15 protein-coding genes are annotated in these 17893 nt (G+C 71.4%); 5 read left to right on the top strand and 10 right to left on the bottom strand.

What is annotated here, in order from left to right; genetic code table 11:
- Positions 1 to 61: 61 nt before the first annotated feature.
- Entirely contained in the window at positions 62 to 1684 is a 1623-nt protein-coding gene (locus ACGFN2_RS29965; protein WP_393365662.1) for a DUF4192 family protein, read from the bottom strand.
- Positions 1685 to 1809: 125 nt separating this feature from the next.
- Between ACGFN2_RS29965 and ACGFN2_RS29960 the strand changes: the two genes are divergently transcribed.
- Together ACGFN2_RS29960 and ACGFN2_RS29955 are read left to right on the top strand one after the other, a co-directional pair.
- A complete protein-coding gene (locus ACGFN2_RS29960) occupies positions 1810 to 3975 on the top strand; it encodes a RecQ family ATP-dependent DNA helicase (protein WP_393365660.1) in 2166 nt (721 codons plus the stop codon).
- Between the two features lie 217 nt (positions 3976 to 4192).
- Entirely contained in the window at positions 4193 to 4900 is a 708-nt protein-coding gene (locus ACGFN2_RS29955; RefSeq protein ID WP_393365706.1) for a hypothetical protein, read from the top strand.
- Between the two features lie 158 nt (positions 4901 to 5058).
- On the opposite strand, the gene ACGFN2_RS29950 is transcribed toward ACGFN2_RS29955, so the two are convergent.
- From ACGFN2_RS29950 to ACGFN2_RS29935, 4 genes are all read right to left on the bottom strand, one after another.
- Positions 5059 to 5709, bottom strand: coding sequence for a hypothetical protein (locus ACGFN2_RS29950; RefSeq protein ID WP_393365658.1), 651 nt, complete (start codon positions 5707 to 5709; stop codon positions 5059 to 5061).
- A 66-nt stretch (positions 5710 to 5775) separates the two neighbouring features.
- Positions 5776 to 6477: a ribonuclease HII gene (locus ACGFN2_RS29945; protein WP_362605266.1), complete on the bottom strand. Its 702-nt coding sequence runs from the start codon at positions 6475 to 6477 to the stop codon at positions 5776 to 5778.
- Between the two features lie 322 nt (positions 6478 to 6799).
- Positions 6800 to 7708 carry an ADP-ribosylglycohydrolase family protein gene (locus ACGFN2_RS29940; RefSeq protein WP_393365655.1) on the bottom strand — a complete coding sequence of 303 codons (909 nt, stop codon included), beginning with the start codon at positions 7706 to 7708 and terminating at the stop codon, positions 6800 to 6802.
- Between the two features lie 11 nt (positions 7709 to 7719).
- Positions 7720 to 8379: a histidine phosphatase family protein gene (locus tag ACGFN2_RS29935; RefSeq protein WP_362605270.1), complete on the bottom strand. Its 660-nt coding sequence runs from the start codon at positions 8377 to 8379 to the stop codon at positions 7720 to 7722.
- A 411-nt stretch (positions 8380 to 8790) separates the two neighbouring features.
- Here ACGFN2_RS29935 and ACGFN2_RS29930 point away from each other — a divergent pair, with 411 nt between their 5' ends.
- Positions 8791 to 9534 (top strand): TetR/AcrR family transcriptional regulator C-terminal ligand-binding domain-containing protein, encoded by a 744-nt coding sequence (locus ACGFN2_RS29930; protein ID WP_393365653.1) that lies wholly within the window; start codon positions 8791 to 8793, stop codon positions 9532 to 9534.
- A 12-nt stretch (positions 9535 to 9546) separates the two neighbouring features.
- On the opposite strand, the gene ACGFN2_RS29925 is transcribed toward ACGFN2_RS29930, so the two are convergent.
- Together ACGFN2_RS29925 and ACGFN2_RS29920 are read right to left on the bottom strand one after the other, a co-directional pair.
- Positions 9547 to 10152 (bottom strand): YdbC family protein, encoded by a 606-nt coding sequence (locus ACGFN2_RS29925; RefSeq protein WP_362605274.1) that lies wholly within the window; start codon positions 10150 to 10152, stop codon positions 9547 to 9549.
- A 68-nt stretch (positions 10153 to 10220) separates the two neighbouring features.
- On the bottom strand, positions 10221 to 11633 hold the full coding sequence (locus ACGFN2_RS29920; RefSeq protein WP_393365651.1) for an amidase: 1413 nt from the start codon (positions 11631 to 11633) through the stop codon (positions 10221 to 10223).
- 147 nt (positions 11634 to 11780) lie between these two features.
- Here ACGFN2_RS29920 and ACGFN2_RS29915 point away from each other — a divergent pair, with 147 nt between their 5' ends.
- Together ACGFN2_RS29915 and ACGFN2_RS29910 are read left to right on the top strand one after the other, a co-directional pair.
- Positions 11781 to 12368, top strand: a complete 588-nt coding sequence (locus tag ACGFN2_RS29915) for a TetR/AcrR family transcriptional regulator (protein ID WP_362605278.1) — start codon at positions 11781 to 11783, stop codon at positions 12366 to 12368.
- 203 nt (positions 12369 to 12571) lie between these two features.
- Positions 12572 to 13093 carry a TerD family protein gene (locus ACGFN2_RS29910; protein ID WP_393365649.1) on the top strand — a complete coding sequence of 174 codons (522 nt, stop codon included), beginning with the start codon at positions 12572 to 12574 and terminating at the stop codon, positions 13091 to 13093.
- Between the two features lie 103 nt (positions 13094 to 13196).
- Here the strand turns inward: ACGFN2_RS29910 and ACGFN2_RS29905 are convergent, their stop codons facing one another.
- The 3 genes from ACGFN2_RS29905 to nrdR all read right to left on the bottom strand — a co-directional run bounded on the left by ACGFN2_RS29905 (position 13197) and on the right by nrdR (position 17636).
- On the bottom strand, positions 13197 to 13970 hold the full coding sequence (locus ACGFN2_RS29905; protein ID WP_393365647.1) for a tyrosine-protein phosphatase: 774 nt from the start codon (positions 13968 to 13970) through the stop codon (positions 13197 to 13199).
- Between the two features lie 140 nt (positions 13971 to 14110).
- Positions 14111 to 16981 (bottom strand): vitamin B12-dependent ribonucleotide reductase, encoded by a 2871-nt coding sequence (locus ACGFN2_RS29900; RefSeq protein WP_362605284.1) that lies wholly within the window; start codon positions 16979 to 16981, stop codon positions 14111 to 14113.
- 124 nt (positions 16982 to 17105) lie between these two features.
- The gene (nrdR, locus tag ACGFN2_RS29895) at positions 17106 to 17636 is read right to left on the bottom strand and encodes a transcriptional regulator NrdR (RefSeq protein WP_362605286.1); all 531 of its coding nucleotides are present in this window, start codon (positions 17634 to 17636) and stop codon (positions 17106 to 17108) included.
- Positions 17637 to 17893 lie beyond the last annotated feature (257 nt).

The raw sequence follows: 17893 nt of genomic DNA, 5'->3' as shown, positions 1-17893 counted from the left end.
CCACTCGGGTGAACGCTCCGGCCTGCGCCCAGGTCACGCGGGCCTCGCAGCAGCGGCCCGGTCACCGCCGGCTCCGGTCTCCGTCGCGACCGGTTCGGCGCCTGCCGCGCCCGTCGGTCGTACGGCTGCCCGGACCGGTGGTGCCGCGCGGTCCCCGGGGGCGGCCGGCGGGTCCGGAGCGGGTCGGCCGGGGGCTTTTCGTGGGCCGCGGTGTCTCCTTGGCGGCCGGTGTGGTGGCAGTCGCGGGCGGCTCGGTGGCGGCCGCCGCCTCCTGGTGCTGCTCGCGCAGGCAGCGGCGCAGCGGCTCCGGGTCGAGGCCTTCGTTGATGGCGCGGTGCAGCAGCTGGGCGAAGGTGTAGTCGGGGTCGAGGGCCAGGGCGCAGCTGAGGGCGACGCGGGCCGAGGGTCCGTCCTCGGTGGACCAGCACACCCAGCCGGCGAGAGTGAGCGGCGCCACCGCGTGTTCGGCGTAGCCGCCGGCGCAGCGGCGGGCCAGGGCACGCCAGAGCCGGAGGGCCGGTGCAGCGGTGGAGCCGTCCATCCACTCCGCCGCGCGGTCACGGGTGACCCGGTCCTGGAGGCCGAGAATGAGTTGGGCGGCCTCGGCGTCGGTGATCAGCGCGTCGTCGCAGGCGTCCCGGGCCCGGTTGCTGCCCGAGGGGGTGTCCAGACGGAAGCGGCGGATCATGGCGGTGGCCAGCTCGAGGGTGTCCCGGCGGACGGTCACCGCCCCGTCCCTCCGGAGCATGTGCGGCACCAGTGCACCGGCCGCCCTGTCCAGTGCCTTCTCCTGTTCGGCGGCCCGGCGCCCGGTACGGGGCTGCAGCCTGGCCTCCATCTCCTTGAGGGAGCCGCGCACCTGCATTCCCGCGTAGGCGGCGGCCGCGGCCATCACGGAGGTGCCCGGCAGGACCATGGGGGTGCCCTCGGCGGGGCAGCAGCGGAAGTCGGGGCAACAGTAGGACCAGAAGCGGCCGTTGGAGAGGCAGAGGGCTTCCAGCACCGGTACGTCGAGCGTGCCGCAGGCGGTTCGGAGCCGCTGGGCGAGGGGGCGGAGGCGGTCCTTGACGTCCTTGCCGGTCTCGCCCGCGGCGGGCTCCTGGCACAGGTAGGCGATGATCGCCGTGGGCCGGTTGTCACGCTCCTGGCCTGCAGAGATCAGACAGTCGGCGAGCTGGTCGGCGACATCGGGCCACTGCGCGGTATCGGTCGGGATGCCGAGCCTGACCCGGCCGCCGAAGCGTCCGCGCGCACCGTGGAGAGCCACCATGACGATGCTGTCGTCCGGATAGAAGCCCAGGAAATACGGCAGGGCGTCGGCGAGCTCGGCCGGACTGCGCAGGGTGACCTGGGCGTCGGCGGACCGTGCGGCATCGGCGGAGGCGGTGGCGGAGTGGGACAGGTCGGACGGGGTCGGGGAGGCGGCGATGTAGGCGGGGTCGGAGAGCGCAGAAGGGTCGGTGGCATCCGCGGGACCGGACTGGCCGGCCGGTCCCTCGGCGCCGGTGCGGTGCGCGGGAGGGATGGGGTCGGAGGGCCTGGCAGTGCTCGGCGGGTCGGCCGGTGCCGAGGGCTTGGGCAGGCGGGGGGAGTTGGCAGGCGCCGAAGGCTTGGGCGGGTGAGAGGAGGTGGGGGCGGGGTTGCTGTCGTCGGCGCGCTTGCTCGGTTCGCTGTGCGGATTCATGGCTCGAAGATCCCGCGACCGGCCGCCGCACCGCGACCCCTGTGGATAACTCGCGGGCGACGAGGTTATCCACAGGTTCGGGCGGGGGTTCGCGCGATGTCAGTGGCATCGGGTTGCATGGGGGCATGAGCAACGAAGATCTGCGTGCCGCAGCCGATGCCGTCCTGACCCGCCTCGTCGGGCGTCCCAGCGACGACGTCAGGCTGCGCGAGGATCAGTGGCGCGCGATCGAGGCGCTGGTCGCCGATCACCGCCGCGCCCTGGTCGTGCAGCGCACGGGCTGGGGCAAGTCAGCCGTCTACTTCGTGGCGACGGCGCTGCTGCGCGAGCGCGGCAGCGGACCGACGGTGATCGTCTCCCCGCTGCTCGCGCTGATGCGCAATCAGGTCGAGGCGGCCGCACGGGCCGGTATCCGCGCGCGCACGATCAACTCCGCCAACACGGAGGAGTGGGACACCGTCCAGGCAGAGGTGGCGTCCGGCGAGGTGGATGTCCTGCTGGTGAGCCCGGAGCGGCTCAACAACCCCGATTTCCGTGATCAGGTGCTGCCCAAGCTCGCTGCGGCGACGGGGCTGCTGGTGGTCGACGAGGCCCATTGCATCTCCGACTGGGGCCATGATTTCCGGCCCGACTACCGGCGACTGCGCACGATGCTCGCCGATCTCCCGCCCGGTGTGCCGGTGCTCGCCACTACGGCGACGGCCAACGCACGGGTGACCGCCGATGTCGCCGAACAACTCGGGACGAGCGAGGGCTCCACCGAGGCGCTGGTGCTGCGCGGACCGCTGGACCGGGAGAGTCTGAGCCTGGGCGTTCTTCCGCTGCCGGACGCCGCGCACCGGCTCGCCTGGCTCGCGGACCATCTGCACGAGCTGCCGGGCTCGGGGATCATCTACACACTGACCGTCGCGGCCGCCGAGGAGGTCACGGCGTTCCTCCGGCACCGGGGGCACACCGTCTCCTCGTACACCGGCAAGACGGAGAACGCGGACCGCCAGCAGGCCGAGGACGATCTGCTCGCCAACCGCGTCAAGGCGCTGGTGGCGACCTCGGCGCTGGGCATGGGCTTCGACAAGCCCGACCTGGGGTTCGTGGTGCATCTGGGCTCGCCGTCGTCCCCCATCGCGTACTACCAGCAGGTGGGCCGGGCCGGCCGTGGGGTCGAGCACGCCGAGGTGCTGCTGCTGCCCGGGCGGGAGGACGAGGCGATCTGGAAGTACTTCGCTTCGCTGGCGTTCCCGCCCGAGGAGCAGGTGCGGCGGACCCTGGATGTGCTGGCGGCCGCCGGCCGGCCGGTGTCGCTTCCGGCTCTGGAGCCGCAGGTCGAACTGCGGCGCTCGCGCCTGGAGATCATGCTCAAGGTCCTCGATGTGGACGGCGCCGTGCAGCGCGTCAAGGGGGGATGGACGTCCACCGGCCGGCCATGGGCGTACGACACCGAGCGCTATGCATGGGTGTCACGTCAGCGCGAGGCCGAACAACAGGCCATGCGGGACTACGCCACCACGACGGGCTGCCGGATGGAGTTCCTGCGGCGGCAGTTGGACGACGAGGCGGCGGTGGCGTGCGGCCGCTGCGACAACTGTGCCGGGGCGCGGTTCACCGCCGAGGTGTCCGCCGCCTCGCTGGACGCGGCGCGTGGTGAGCTGGGGCGGCCGGGGGTGGAGGTCGAGCCGCGACGGATGTGGCCGACGGGGCTGCCGGCCGTCGGTGTCGATCTCAAGGGGCGCATCCCGGCAGGCGAGCTGGCCGCGACCGGCCGCGCCCTGGGACGGCTCTCCGACATCGGGTGGGGCAACCGGCTGCGCCCGATGCTGGCCCCGCAGGCTCCGGACGGCCCGGTCCCGGACGATGTGGCGGCCGCGGTGGTCACAGTTCTCGCCGACTGGGCCAAGGGGCCCGGAGGTTGGGCCTCTGGGGCTGCGGAGGCACCGGCCCGCCCGGTGGGCGTCGTCGCGCTCTCCTCACACAGCCGTCCGCAGCTGATCCGGTCGCTGGCCGAGCGGATCGCCACGGTCGGACGGATGCCGTTCCTGGGCACGGTGACCTCGTCGGAGGACGGTGCGCACAGCAGGATTCCGCGCAGCAACAGCGCCCAGCGGCTGCGGGCCCTGCACGGTTCGCTGGGCGTGGCGCCGGAGTTGGCGCAGGCCCTGGCCGCGGCCGGTGGGCCGGTGCTGCTGGTGGACGACTACGCCGACACCGGCTGGACCCTGGCGATGGCCGCACGACTGCTGCGCCGGGCGGGAGCAGAGGAGGTGTTTCCGCTGGTCCTCGCCGTACAGGGCTGAACGCGGCACGGCGCACGGCGACACGCGGGGATATTTGGGATAGCTGCGGCGATTCCGGTCACGGGCGGGAATTGCTCGTTGCCGCATGGGTGTGCGACCGCGAGAATTGGAGGCGCTTCCCCTTACCGGCCGTCCGTGGTCAGGCAGGGCCATGTCGTGGTGCCCATCCGCGCCAGGCCACCGTCCGATGTCCGGACGCGTAGACGAAGGGAGGAACGTGACCTTCGGCTTCGCCTCACCCTCGCAGATGCCCCCGCCCGCGTCCGCCGACTCCGCCCGACTGGGGCGGATGCTGGAGCCCGCCGAATGGGCCTCGGCCGGCATCCCCTTGCTGCGCAACCCCCGTGAGGTCGTCGCCGGCCTGCACGAGCGACATCGCCCGGAGCCGTCGACGGCCATCGTCGCGGTGCTCGATGCGCAGGAGCGGGTGACGGCCAGCGCTTCGTTCACCGAACTCGCGGCCGCTCCCGATGGCTGGGGGTTCCGCAATGTGCTGCTGGCGCATCTGCGCCGCGTCATCCCGCACGACCTGCGGCTGCGCGCCCCGGTGCGGACCGCCGTGCTGCTCTACTGCCGTGCGGGCGAGCCCCGTTGGACGGAGACGGACGGGGCGTGGATGTGGGGGCTGCGCGACGCCTGCACCCTGCACGGGCTGCGCTGCGGGGCGTACATCACCCTGACCCCGGACCGCTGGCAGGTCCTGGGAGAGGGCCGGGGCGGGCGCCGCCCGAGGACGTCTCCGGTGGACATGCCGCTCGGAGAGCCGGCACCTTCAGGGGCGGGGCGCAGGGAGATGGCGCACATGACGACGACGTATGCGGATCATCCGCGTGCTGCTGTGGGCATTCCGGCCCAGAACCGTTCGGTGCCGCGACGCACCGGCGGCGGTGCGCCGGAAGCGCATCGGCACACGGCAGCGCGCTGAGCGGACCGGGCGGGCATCCCGGGTTCCCGCCCCGGGCGGGAGAACGAGCGCTCCGTTCGGCATCACCATGACGTCCGTCGCACGGGGTCTCGCCAGTCTGGAACGCAAGCCAGCCCGACGGCCTCCAGGGCCGACGGGCTGTTGCGAACCGGCTACGGTCAGGCGTTGGCGCCGAGCACGGCGTTGATCCGCTGCGGGTCACCGCAGACGATCAGCAGGGTTCCGGCGCGGGCCATCGCAGCGGGCAACGCCCCCGCGGTGACCTCGTCCGAGTCGCCGTTGACCGCGACGACCACGACGGGCCGGCCGGTGGCCCGCCCGGACGCGGCGTCCGCGTAGAACACATCGTCCGCGGCGTCGTGTTGGGCCCAGTAGGACGCCTCGCCGAAGGACAGTTCATGCGCGGCCCACGGATGGGTCTCGCCGGTGGTCAGCACCAGGATTTCGCCCGGCGCGCGACCGGAGTCCAGCAGGAGATCGACGGCCTCGTCGGCGGCGTCGACGGCGCCGTCGGCCGGAGCCGGGATCAGCTGCAGCTGCGCTCCCGCAGCGCTGCCGGACGCACCGGCGGGCGGCTGCGGGGAGTTGGTGCGCTGCGCCGGCGGAGCGGCGACAGGACCACGCGGCGGGGCGGCAGGTCCGGGCTTGCCCGGACGGACGCTGGACGCGGGGGCGCCGCGCGGAGGCGCGGGGCGGGGACCGGGACCAGGAACAGGACGGGGGGTCGGCGCGGTACGGCCGGCGGCCGGAGTTGCGCGGGGACCCGGGACACTCTCGTGAATCTGAGGCTCCTCGGGGATGAGAGGCATAAAGGGATGTCTATCAAACGTAAGTGCGGAACATGTCATCGGGTACCGAATTCATGCCCGCACCGCTCAGAAGTCGAAGCCGAGTTGGCCACCGGCTTCCAGAGCGGCTGCTTCGGGGGTGATGCGCACCTTCTTCAGATGCCGCCACCGGGGCAGGGCGTCCATGTAGGACCACGACACTCGGTGGTGCGGCGTAGGACCGTACTCCTCCAGGGCGATGCGATGGGTCGGCGAGGGGTAGCCGGCGTTGCCCGCGAAGTCGAAGTCGGCGTGTGCCAGGCCCAGTTCGGCCATCAGCGCGTCGCGCCGCACCTTGGCGATCACGGACGCGGCGGCAACCGCGATACAGGACTGGTCGCCCTTGATGACCGTGCGGACCCGCCATGGCGCGCCCAGGTAGTCGTGCTTGCCGTCGAGGATGATCGCGTCCGGCCGGACCGGCAGCGCCTCCAGGGCGCGTACGGCCGCGAGCCGCAGGGCAGCGGTCATGCCCAGCTCGTCGATCTCCTCCGGCGAGGAGTGCCCCAGGGCATACGACGTGACCCACTCGCCGAGCACATCGCACAGTTCGGTTCGGCGCTTGGGAGTCAGCAGCTTGGAATCGGTGAGTCCGTCGGGCGGCCGGCGCAGTCCGGTGATGGCTGCGCAGACGCTGACCGGACCGGCCCACGCTCCGCGTCCGACCTCGTCGACACCTGCAACGATCTTGGCGCCCGTCGTGGCGCGCAATGATCGCTCGACGGAATGTGTGGGGGGCTCGTACGGCATGGCGCCAGCCAGGTTACGCCTATTCGGCCCGGCCGTCCGCACCGGACCCGGACCTGGCGGAAATCGGTGCCGGCGACCGCGTGAGCAGCACCGGACGGTATCACTACCGGCGGGTACGCCGAAGCGGCCCGGGCACCCCGGGACCGGTACCGAACGTCGCCGTTCCATCGCCCTGCGCACACCGGTGCAGCGTCGAAGTCACCGTACGGGGCAGCCCGTTGGAGGGTGCCACAGGGCATCGGAACGCGCGCCGACAACCAGGCGCGCGCAGGTCGGGACGGGAAGGCGCGACGAGCGAAGGGGCGCGGCGGTACGGCGGTGGTCAGTCGGGGAGGGCCGGGGTCCAGGACGGGAGGGACTCGGTGCCTTCCAGCCACGCCTCGGGCGGAGCGCCGGCGCGTCCGGCGGCGACGATGCCTCCGACGATCGCGCACGTGGTGTCGACGTCGCCGCCCGCCTGGACCGTGGTCCAGAACGCCCGCTCGTAGTTGCCGAGGTGCTGGGCGGCGGCCCACAGAGCGAAGGGCACGGTGTCATGGGCGCTGGTGCGCCGTCCGCAGCCCAGGACGGCGGCGACGGTGCCGGAGTCGGCGTAGTCGAGCATGTCGCGGGCCCGGCGCAGCCCGGCCTGTACGGCGCTGCGCGGGATCAGCTCCAGCACCCCGTCGAGCAGCTGCTCGGGGCCGGTGTCGCGGTCCGGGTCGGCCACCAGGGCGGCCGCCGCGGCGACGGCCATGGCGCCGACGACCGCCTCGCGGTGCTGGTGGGTGGTGTAGGCGGAGATCTCCGCCTGGTGGGTGGCCTGCTCGGGGTCGTCGGCGTACCAGGCGCCGAGGGGCGCGATCCGCATCGCGGCTCCGTTGCCCCAGGAGCCCTGGCCGTTGAAGAGCCCGGACGCCAGCTCGCGCCAGTCGCCGCCCTCGCGGATCAGCCGCAGCATGCGGTTGACGGCCGGCCCGTAGCCACGGTCGAAGTCGTGGTGGTCGGCGAAGGAGCGGGCGAGAGCGTCCTGGTCGATCCGGCTGTGGGCCGCGAGGACGGCCAGGACGGAGCAGGCCATCTCGGTGTCGTCGGTCCACTGCCAGGGGGCGGGAGGCGTCTCCCGGCGCTTGAGGGAGGGGTAGTTCGCGGGGACGAAGAACTGGGAGCCGAGGGCGTCACCCACGGACAGTCCACGCAGGCTCGCCAGAGCCCGCTCACAGCGGTCTGCGTCACGGTGGTCGAGGGTCATCGGGGTGCACTCTAACCGGTGGCCCCATAAGGAACGGGTTCACACCAGCGCTCGAAGGGCCGGTCGAGGGTGTAGCGGCCGTCGGGGCCGAGCAGCAGGGTGCGCCATTCCGCGTTGCCGGGGTTGGACAGCGACTCGAAGTCGGCGACCGTCCAGTGGAACCAGCGCATACAGAACAGCCGCATGGTGAGCCCGTGCGTGACAATCAGGACGTTCGGCGGGTGCTGGGGGTCCTCGAAGCTGCGCCACAGACTCTCCAGGAACGCCCCGACGCGGTCGTAGACGTCGGCTCCGGACTCTCCCTGGGCGAAGCGGTAGAAGAAGTGGCCGTAGGCGTCCCGGTAGGCCTTCTGCCGTCGGACGTCTTCGCGGTCCTGCCAGTTGCCCCAGTCCTGCTCGCGCAGCCGGGGTTCCTCGCGCACCCGGACCCTGGCGGGATCGAGGCCGAGCTCGCGGAAGGTCTGGTGGGTGCGGCGGTACGGAGAGACATACGCGGAGACCCGCTCGTCGCCGAACATCGCGCGCACCGCGCCGCCGGCCTCCGCCGCCTGCCGCAGCCCGGCCCCGGTCAGGGCGAGCGCATGATCGGGTTCGCGCTCGTACACGGTGTCGTCGGCATTCCCCTCCGACTCTCCATGGCGGATGAGAACGATGCGTCGGGGCCGAGCCATGCCGCCAGCCTAAATCGGGCACCTCGCGGCTGTCGCACGCTGCCGGGGCCGCGGCCCGTCGCACATCCGTCCCCCGTCGCCTCCGTCGTCGGTGCGCGAGCGGGGCCGGGCAGCCGTCGCACCTCCCCTGGGCGCGGGCGGCGAAGCCCCACATCAGCCACATCAGCCACACCAGCCACACCAGCCACACCAGCCACATCGAGAATCGGGCATAAATCACGCGTTCGCCGGGGCGTATCGGCCGGGCGGCGCCACCCGGCAGCGGCCGGTCGCCGTACGGCCGGGTGATACCGGGCAGGAAGTTCTGAAGGGGAGTGAGAGTGGACAAGCATCCTCCCGAGGTAAATGCAACCCTAGTCGCATTACGATGATGATGACAGACGTAATCCACTAACGCAACTGGAGTTGCAATTGACTGAGCAGACGGTGCCCGGCAACAACCCCGAGGGGGACGGCTCCGCACCCAGCCCCGGCACCCGGCGCCCCGGCGGCCGCACCGCCCGCACCCGCGCCGCCGTCCGCGACGCCGTACTGGCCGGACTCACCGAACACGGCTATCCAGGACTCACCGTCGAATACGTCGCCGCCCACTCCGGCGTGCACAAGACCACGCTCTACCGGCGCTGGAAGGACGTCGAGGGCCTGGTGGCGGACGCTCTGGACCTCGCGGGCGAGGACAGCTGGGTCCCACCCGACACCGGGTCCCTGGAGGGCGATCTGCGCGCCCTGGCCCGGGAGGTCGTCACGTCGTTCACCGACCCGGCGGTGGCCGCTTCGGGCTCCGCGATGATCGCCGCCGCGTTCCAGTCGGAGCGTGCGGCCGGAGCGCTGCGCGCCTACTACACCGAGCGGTTCGCGCGCTGCGAGGCCGTCGTCGAACGCGCCGTGCAGCGCGGGGAGTTGCCGGCATCACCGGGCGCCGGGGAGGCAGGCGTGGCCGGCGCCGCCGCCGATGCCGCCCCGCAGCACGGCATCGACGCCGGAGCGGTCGTCCGCTCCGTCTCGGCGCCGCTGTTCTTCCGGCTGTTCATCACCCGGGAGCCGGTCGACGACAGCGTCGCGGAGCAGACCGTGGCGGCGACGCTCGCGGCCGCCCGCGCCGGGGCGTTCACGGCCGCCGACGAGGCGGACACCGCGCAGGGAACGGCCCCTTGAGCACGCCGTCCGTCACACCGTCCACGACGGTTCGAGCTGCACCACGTCGCCCGCGATCGCCCGGACGTCCGCGGCTATCTGGGCACGCAGCGCCAGCCGCTCGACCCGTTCGGGCCGGTACTTGCCCCGCTCGGCCGCCGACTGCCACAGGGACAGCACCAGGAACTCCTCCCCCGGAGCCCGCCCCAGCATCCCGCGCAGCATGCCCGGTGAACCCGCCATCGCCGGGTTCCAGACCTTCTCCTGCATCAGCATGAAGTGATCCACACGGTCCTGGCGCACCTGGCAGTGCGCCAGCCGCAGGACGTCCACATCGCTGAAGGAGGGGCGGAAGCCCACCTTCACATCAAACTCGTGTTCGAACAGCCGGACTTGGGCGTCCTTGTACGTGCCGATCTGGGCGGCCGCCAGCCGGTCGTGCGAGCGCGCCATGAAGGAGTCGTAGAACGCCCGGCTCTCCCAGAAGGCGACCAGATGCGCGACACCCGGCCGTCCCCGGCTCCACCCGCCGCACTGCCCCCGGAATCCCGGCTCACCCAGCAGCCCCGCCCATTTCCGCTGCCCCCGCTCGAACCCTCGACGGTCCACGACGGTGAGGCGAATCCACTTGACCAGCACCGCGCCATCGTACGGCCCTGGGCCGGACCGGGATCACTGCGCGTCACAACCCGCCACCCCGAACTTCCTTACGGGCGCGGATCGATGGGAGTGAGGACCCCGAGCCGCCGCTCCACCGCCTCGGCCGCCTCCAGGCAGAGGTCCTCCCGGTAGGAGCGCCCGATCAGCTGCACTCCGTACGGGAGCCCGTCCACGACGCCGGTGGGCACGGCCACCGCGGGGACCCCGACGAAACTGGTCGCGGTGCACAGCCGCAACGCGTCCTGCACCCGTCCATGGCTCTCCGCGTCCCGCGCCTCCTCCCCCGGCGCGAACGGCGGATCGGTGAACACCGGCCCCAGGACCAGCGGATACGCGTCCAGAAAGGCCGCCCAGTCCCGCTGGATACCCATCCGCACCCCGGTCAGCCGCAGATACTCCGGCAGGTCCACGGGGCCCGACCTGGCCATCCCCCACTCGACATAGCGGTGCCCGCCCTCTCCGAGCAGCGGCTTGACCGCCGGCCAGGTGGTGGCGAACTCCGTGAGCGTCATCCGGGCGTAGACGTCGAGGGCGTCGTCCAGCCGCGGTACGTCCGTCACTTCGCACACCTCGTACCCCGCGTCCCGCAGCGCGTCCGCCGCGCTCTCCACGGCCCGGCGCACGACCGGATGCACACCACGGCCCCCGGGGTCCGCCACCATCGCCACCTTGAGCGGACGCGCCGGCGGCGCCCCGTAGGGCGGCACCGGTACGGCCCGCGGGTCGCGCGGATCAGCCCCGGCCAGCACCTCGTGGGCGAGCCGCAGATCATCGACGGTGCGGGCCAACGGGCCGTCGACCACGAGGAGCTGAGCGGCGAGCGCGGGGTCGTCCGGGCCGATGCGGTGGTCGGCGGCGTACCGCCCGTAGGTCGGCTTCAGACCCGCGACACCGCAGAAGGAGGCGGGAAGCCGCACCGAACCACCGGAGTCGTTACCGAGCCCGAGCGGGGCCATGCCGACCGACACGGCCGCACCGTCGCCGCCACTACTGCCACCCGGCGTGACGGCGGTGCTCCAGGGGTTCAGGGTGTCCCCGAACAGCTCGCTGCGGGTGTGGATTCCCGCCAGGATGAGCGTCGGCATGTTGCTGTGCCCGACGGGGATGCCGCCCGCCGCGCGCAGCCGCGCCACCGGGGGCGCATCGGAGCGCGCGACGAAGTCACGGAAGCGCTCCGCGCCGTAGGTCGTCGGCACCCCCTCGATGGCCGTGGTCTCCTTCACCGTGAACGGGACACCGGCCAGCGGTCCCAGCTCGGCGCCCGCAGCGCGCCGGCGGTCGACCTCCGCCGCCTCGTCCCGCGCCCGCTCGGCCAGCAGCTGGGTCACGGCGTTGACGGCCGGGTTGACCTCGGCGATCCGCTCCAGATGCGCCTCGACCAGCTCCCCCGCCGACACCTCGCCGGCGTGTACCGCCGCCGCCTGGGCGCGGGCCGTCATCTTCCACAGCGCGTTGCGCATGTCCTCCCCCTCGCGTGGCGCCGGCCGCCCTTCCGGGCACCCGGAAACCGGTATCCGGCGCCGTTCGACGTTCCGATGCACTTGCATCGCTTCGACATCGTAACCTTGCCACCGATACACACGCATCGAATAACCGGAGTGCGGGACATGCCCAGACAGGTCGACCACGAGAGCCGTCGCCGGCACATCGCCGAGGCGGTGTGCCAACTCGCCGACGAGAGTGGCCTGGAGGGCGTCACGCTCCGGGATGTGGCGGCCCGCGCGCGGGTGTCCATGGGCGCCGTCCAGCGCTGCTTCGGCACCAAGGAGGAGATGCTGGTCTTCGCGCTCGGCCACATCGGCGAACGGATCACCGCGCGGGTGTCAGCCCGGCTGACCGCCTCACCCGCCCAGTCGGCCCGTACGGCCCTGGGGCACGCCGCGACCGAGGTGTCGCTGGTCGAGGAGGAACATCGCGCCGAGGCGCGGGTCTGGCTGGCCTTCGTGGCCCAGGCTGCCGTCAGCCCGCCCCTGGCCGGAATTCTGCGTGCCAACTACGCCGGCCTGCGGACGATGTTCGCGCGGCTGATCGCGGAGGCATCGGACACCGCCGACCCGGACCGCGCGGCCCGTACGCTCCTCGCCCTGGCCGACGGCCTCACCACCCACGTCCTGATCGGCCACCTCTCCCCCGCCGAGGCCCTCGACGTACTGGACGGCCAGCTCAACCGCCTCTGGGACGAGCGGACTCACTGAGCCGAGCCGTCCCCCCCCTTGACCGGACGGCGTTTTTCAGCCACCCGAGCCCCGACAAACCACGTGTGACCAGGGGCAGTTCACTCCGCCCCCGGGTCGCCGGACCGTGGCACGATGGTCAGCCAACGGGAAGTCCCGGGGAGCTGCCACGTGGCCGTGCCGGCCGCGCCGCGGTCCCCGGGAGATGACGGGAGGGACGTCCGGTGAGCACGCTCAGCAAAGGCATCGAGAAGGTCGAGGTAACGCTCAAGTGGGACCCGAGCCCCATCGGGACACCGGACAATGACCTCGACATCGTCGCGGCGACCTACACGGCCGACGCGCCGCACGGCGACCCGGCCTATCTGGTGCACTTCGACAGCCGGTCGCCCGACGGGACCATCACCCTCAACCGGGACAGCAGGACCGGCCAGGGTTTCGGTTTCGACGAGATCATGACGCTGGAGCTGCACCGGCTGGCCGAGACCTACACCCGGGTGATCGTGGGAGTGGCCATCCAGCAGGGCGAGGGCCGCAAGGTCTTCGGCGAAGTCGGGAACACCGCGGTACGCATCCGCGAGGGGTACACCGACCTGGTGGAGCACGACTTCACCGAGGTCCCCGGGGCGACCGCCGCGACGGTCGCCGAGTTCGTCCGGGACGAGGCGGGGCAGTGGCGTTTCCACTCGGCGCTCCGGGGATTCGACGCCGACCCGCACACGTTCACCGCGGAGATGGGCCGCTGACGGGCGGCAGCGAGCCCTCTGGGACGGCGGTGAGGGAAAAGGAGCCCTTCTGCCGCCTCCCCCCCCCGGGTGAGGCCCCCATGGGAGGCCTCACCGGCCCCCTTCAGGCCGCCCCCACCCGCGCTCCGGAAGGGTCGGCAGGCTCCCCGGACGGATCGAGGAGCTTCCGGCGCAGCATCGCGACCATCTCGTCGTCGACGCCCAGCATTCCGCTGAGGTAACCCCGCACGGAACCGTGCTGTCGCGTCAGAGCGGCGAGGAACCGGCGCATCACGTCGGCGGGCGCCCGGCCGTATCCGGGCCAGACCGGTTCCTGGCCGGGGTGCTCGGCCCGCCAGTCCGCGAGGAGGCGCTCGGTGGCCCGCTCGGTGAGGGTGAAGTCTTCGATGATGTCGGCCTCCGGCACTCCCAGGGCGGCCAGTACGAGTGCGGCGAGCAGACCGGTGCGGTCCTTGCCGGACGCGCAGTGGAACACCACGGGGCCGTCCGCGACGGCGATCACTTCAAGTGCCTGCCGTAGTTCCCCGACGCCGTCGTGGGCGACCTCCAGGTACCGCTCGGCGAGGAACGGGCCGGTTTCCACCTCGGGGCCGAGGCTCGGCTGGTCGTAGGGCCGGTGCTCGATGCTGAGGTGGTGGTAGCGGAAGGACGGGTGTGCGGGGATACGGCCCTTGGCGTCGATCTCCCACGGGTAACGCAGGTCGATGACCGTGCCGATGCCCAGGCCGAGGAAGCGTGTCCAGTCCTCGCCCCGCAGCTTGCCCAGCGAGTCGGAGCGGAACAGCCGGCCGCCTCGTACCGTCCGGCCGTCCGCGCTGCGATAGCCGCCCAGGTCACGGAAGTTGTGCAGTCGCTCGAAAGCCAGGTGTCTGTTCACAACGCGGCACTCTATGGCCGCAACAACGGCGGGTACCACAGCAGAAGAGGGTGCCGACCGGTGGTCGGCACCCTCTCTCACATACGGCGCGGTGCCCTCAGCGGAAGCCGCTCACGCGTCGGACGCCCGTCCGCTCGTGATCAGCTGCACCCGCTGGTGGAACCGCAGCCCTCGCACAGGTAGCAGCTGCCGGCCCGCTGCATCTTCGTCCCGCAGGAGAAGCACAGGGGGGCGTCGGCGTTGATGCCGAGCTGCATCTCGACGAGTTCGGCGTTGGTGTGCGCCTGCTTCGGGGCCGCGGACTCCTCGGCGGTCTTCGCCGCCGGGGTGGACTCCTTCACCGACTCCGTCTGGCGGGGCGCCGACTGGGCCAGGCCCTCGACGTCGACCTCGTCCTCGGACGGCTCGTACGAACCGGTCTCCAGGTGGCGCTGACGCTCCTCGACGGAGTGGATGCCGAGCGCCGAGCGGGTCTCGAACGGCAGGAAGTCCAGCGCCAGGCGGCGGAAGATGTAGTCGACGATCGACTGCGCCATCCGCACGTCCGGGTCGTCGGTCATACCGGCCGGCTCGAAGCGCATGTTGGTGAACTTCGAGACGTAGGTCTCCAGCGGCACGCCGTACTGGAGGCCCACCGACACCGCGATGGAGAAGGCGTCCATCATGCCCGCGAGGGTCGAGCCCTGCTTGGACATCTTCAGGAAGACCTCACCGAGACCGTCGTCCGGGTAGGAGTTGGCGGTCATGTAGCCCTCGGCGCCGCCGACCGTGAAGGACGTGGTGATGCCGGGACGGCCCTTGGGGAGGCGGTTGCGGACCGGGCGGTACTCGACGACCTTCTTCTCGGCGACCGGCTCGGCCTTCTTCTCCTCCTCCTTCTTCTTGGCGGAGAGCGGCTGGCCGACCTTGCAGTTGTCGCGGTAGATCGCGAGCGCCTTCAGGCCGAGCTTCCAGCCCTCGAAGTAGACCTCCTCGATCTCCTCGACGGTGGCCGTCTCCGGGACGTTGACCGTCTTGGAGATCGCACCGGAGAGGAAGGGCTGCGCGGCGGCCATCATGCGCACGTGGCCCATGGCGGAGATCGAGCGCACGCCCATGGCGCAGTCGAAGACCTCGTAGTGCTCGGTCTTCAGGGCCGGGGCGTCGACGACATTGCCGTGCTCGGCGATGTGGGCGACGATCGCCTCGACCTGCTCGGGCTGGTAGCCGAGCCGCTTGAGCGCCTTGGGGACCGTGTTGTTCACGATCTGCATGGAGCCGCCGCCGACCAGCTTCTTGAACTTCACCAGCGCCAGGTCCGGCTCGACGCCCGTGGTGTCGCAGTCCATCATCAGGCCGATGGTGCCGGTGGGGGCCAGCACGGAGGCCTGGGCGTTGCGGAAGCCGTTCTTCTCGCCGAGGCGCAGCACGTCCTGCCAGGCCTCGGTCGCCGCGGCCCACACCGGGGTGTCCAGATCGTCCATGCGCGGCGCGGTGCCGTTGGCGTCCGAGTGCTGCTTCATGACGCGCTTGTGGGCGTCCGCGTTACGGGCGTAGCCGTCGTACGGGCCGACGACCGCGGCCAGCTCGGCGGAGCGCTTGTAGGAGGTGCCGGTCATCAGGGAGGTGATGGCACCGGCCAGCGCACGGCCGCCGTCGGAGTCGTAGGCGTGGCCGGTGGCCATCAGCAGGGCGCCGAGGTTGGCGTAGCCGATGCCCAGCTGACGGTAGGCGCGGGTGGTCTCGCCGATCTTCTCGGTGGGGAAGTCGGCGAAGCAGATGGAGATGTCCATCGCCGTGATGACCAGCTCGACGACCTTGGCGAAGCGCTCGGCGTCGAAGGACTGGTTGCCCAGGTCGTCGTCGCGCAGGAACTTCAGGAGGTTGAGCGAGGCGAGGTTGCACGAGGAGTTGTCCAGGTGCATGTACTCGCTGCACGGGTTGGACGCGGTGATCCGGCCCGACTCCGGCGAGGTGTGCCAGTGGTTGATGGTGTCGTCGTACTGGATGCCGGGGTCGGCACACGCCCAGGCGGCCTCCGCCATCTTGCGGAAGAGACCCTTGGCGTCGACCTGCTCGATGACCTCACCGGTCATCCGGCCGCGCAGCCCGAACTGCGAGCCGGACTCGACGGCCTTCATGAACTCGTCGTTCACACGGACCGAGTTGTTGGCGTTCTGGTACTGGACGGACGTGATGTCGTCGCCGCCCAGGTCCATGTCGAAGCCGGCGTCGCGCAGGGCGCGGACCTTCTCCTCCTCCTTCACCTTGGTCTCGATGAAGGCCTCGACGTCCGGGTGGTCCACGTCCAGGACGACCATCTTGGCCGCACGGCGGGTGGCGCCGCCCGACTTGATCGTTCCGGCGGACGCGTCGGCGCCGCGCATGAAGGAGACCGGGCCGGAGGCGTTGCCGCCGGAGGAGAGCAGCTCCTTGGAGGAGCGGATACGGGAGAGGTTCAGGCCGGCGCCGGAGCCGCCCTTGAAGATCATCCCCTCTTCCTTGTACCAGTCGAGGATCGACTCCATGGAGTCGTCGACGGAGAGGATGAAGCAGGCGCTGACCTGCTGCGGCTGCTGGGTGCCGACGTTGAACCACACCGGCGAGTTGAAGCTGAAGACCTGGTGGAGCAGGGCGTAGGCCAGCTCGTGCTCGAAGATCTCGGCGTCCGCCGGGGAGGCGAAGTAGCCGTTCTCCTCGCCGCTCTTGCGGTAGGTCTTGACCACTCGGTCGATGAGCTGCTTGAGGCTGGACTCACGGGTCGGGGAACCCACCGCGCCACGGAAGTACTTGCTCGTGACGATGTTGACCGCGTTCACCGACCAGAAGCCGGGGAACTCGACGCCACGCTGCTCGAAGTTGACCGAGCCGTCGCGCCAGTTGGTCATGACGACGTCACGAGACGCCCACTCCACCTCGTCGTACGGATGCACGCCGGGTGTGGTGTGGATGCGCTCGATACGCAGACCCTTGCTCGCCTTGCTGCCCTTGGCGCGGGAGCCTCGTGCCGGGCCGCTCGTCGTCTCTGTCATGCCGCCTCCCTGTATACGGGCAAACGCCCATATGTGCGCACGCATTCCGTGGCACGGTGTATGTCTTTCTGATCCCGGGACGCCCTGCTCTCGCCCCGGTACAGGTCCTGGATGTGCGCCGAGCTCAGTCGGCGGTGGTGGCGGGCACGGGGACGGCCGGGCCGCCGGCCTCCCCCTCGGTCCCGCATTCCTGCCCGGGCGGCCCCTGCTCGCGCTGCTCCCGCAGCTCGGCGATGGCCGCCTCGAAGTCCTCAAGCGAATCGAACGCCCGGTAGACGGACGCGAAGCGCAGGTACGCGACCAGGTCGAGTTCCTGCAGCGGACCCAGTATGGCGAGCCCGACGTCATGGGTGGACAGCTCGGCACTGCCGGTGGCGCGCACCGCCTCCTCGACCCGCTGGCCGAGCTTGGCGAGGGCGTCCTCGGTGACCGGTCGGCCCTGGCACGCCTTGCGCACTCCCGCGATGACCTTGTTGCGGCTGAAGGGCTCGGTGACCCCGCTCCGCTTGATCACCATCAGTGACGCCGTCTCGATGGTCGTGAAACGGCGGGAGCAGTCGGGGCACTGGCGGCGCCGGCGGATCGCCGTCCCGTCATCCGTGGTGCGGCTGTCGACGACGCGGCTGTCCGGGTGCCTGCAGAAGGGGCAGTGCATGGCTCCACCCTCCTCACCCTGTGATATACGGACGTACGTACGCCAACGAGCCCGGCGTACGGCGACAGACCTCCGGCCGGTCCGTACGGGCCCTTCGGAGCAGCCACCAGCATAGGCGATTCCCGACCCCCTCAGGGACCAGGCACCACAACTTCTGGGTGACCGAACGCATCTAACCACTAGATGTGGTGTCGGGCCGCTTACATCTGCCTACCGCGTGTCGTGGCGGAGGCGGGCCGGGCGGTCGCCCACGAGAG

The organism is Streptomyces sp. NPDC048612 (assembly GCF_043199295.1).
GTDB lineage: Bacteria > Actinomycetota > Actinomycetes > Streptomycetales > Streptomycetaceae > Streptomyces.
This window is presented reverse-complemented; position numbering and strand designations above follow the sequence as displayed.

Bases quoted from the DNA above. Each gene is read 5' to 3' on its own strand.
- ACGFN2_RS29965 (WP_393365662.1), bottom strand. From the start codon at position 1,684: ATGAATCCGCACAGCGAACCGAGCAAGCGCGCCGACGACAGCAACCCC.
- ACGFN2_RS29940 (WP_393365655.1), bottom strand. From the start codon at position 7,708: ATGACCCTCGACCACCGTGACGCAGACCGCTGTGAGCGGGCTCTGGCG.
- ACGFN2_RS29915 (WP_362605278.1), top strand. From the start codon at position 11,781: ATGCCCAGACAGGTCGACCACGAGAGCCGTCGCCGGCACATCGCCGAG.
- ACGFN2_RS29935 (WP_362605270.1), bottom strand. From the start codon at position 8,379: ATGGCTCGGCCCCGACGCATCGTTCTCATCCGCCATGGAGAGTCGGAG.
- ACGFN2_RS29920 (WP_393365651.1), bottom strand. From the start codon at position 11,633: ATGCGCAACGCGCTGTGGAAGATGACGGCCCGCGCCCAGGCGGCGGCG.
- ACGFN2_RS29900 (WP_362605284.1), bottom strand. From the start codon at position 16,981: ATGACAGAGACGACGAGCGGCCCGGCACGAGGCTCCCGCGCCAAGGGC.
- nrdR (WP_362605286.1), bottom strand. From the start codon at position 17,636: ATGCACTGCCCCTTCTGCAGGCACCCGGACAGCCGCGTCGTCGACAGC.
- ACGFN2_RS29960 (WP_393365660.1), top strand. From the start codon at position 1,810: ATGAGCAACGAAGATCTGCGTGCCGCAGCCGATGCCGTCCTGACCCGC.
- ACGFN2_RS29945 (WP_362605266.1), bottom strand. From the start codon at position 6,477: ATGCCGTACGAGCCCCCCACACATTCCGTCGAGCGATCATTGCGCGCC.
- ACGFN2_RS29950 (WP_393365658.1), bottom strand. From the start codon at position 5,709: ATGCCTCTCATCCCCGAGGAGCCTCAGATTCACGAGAGTGTCCCGGGT.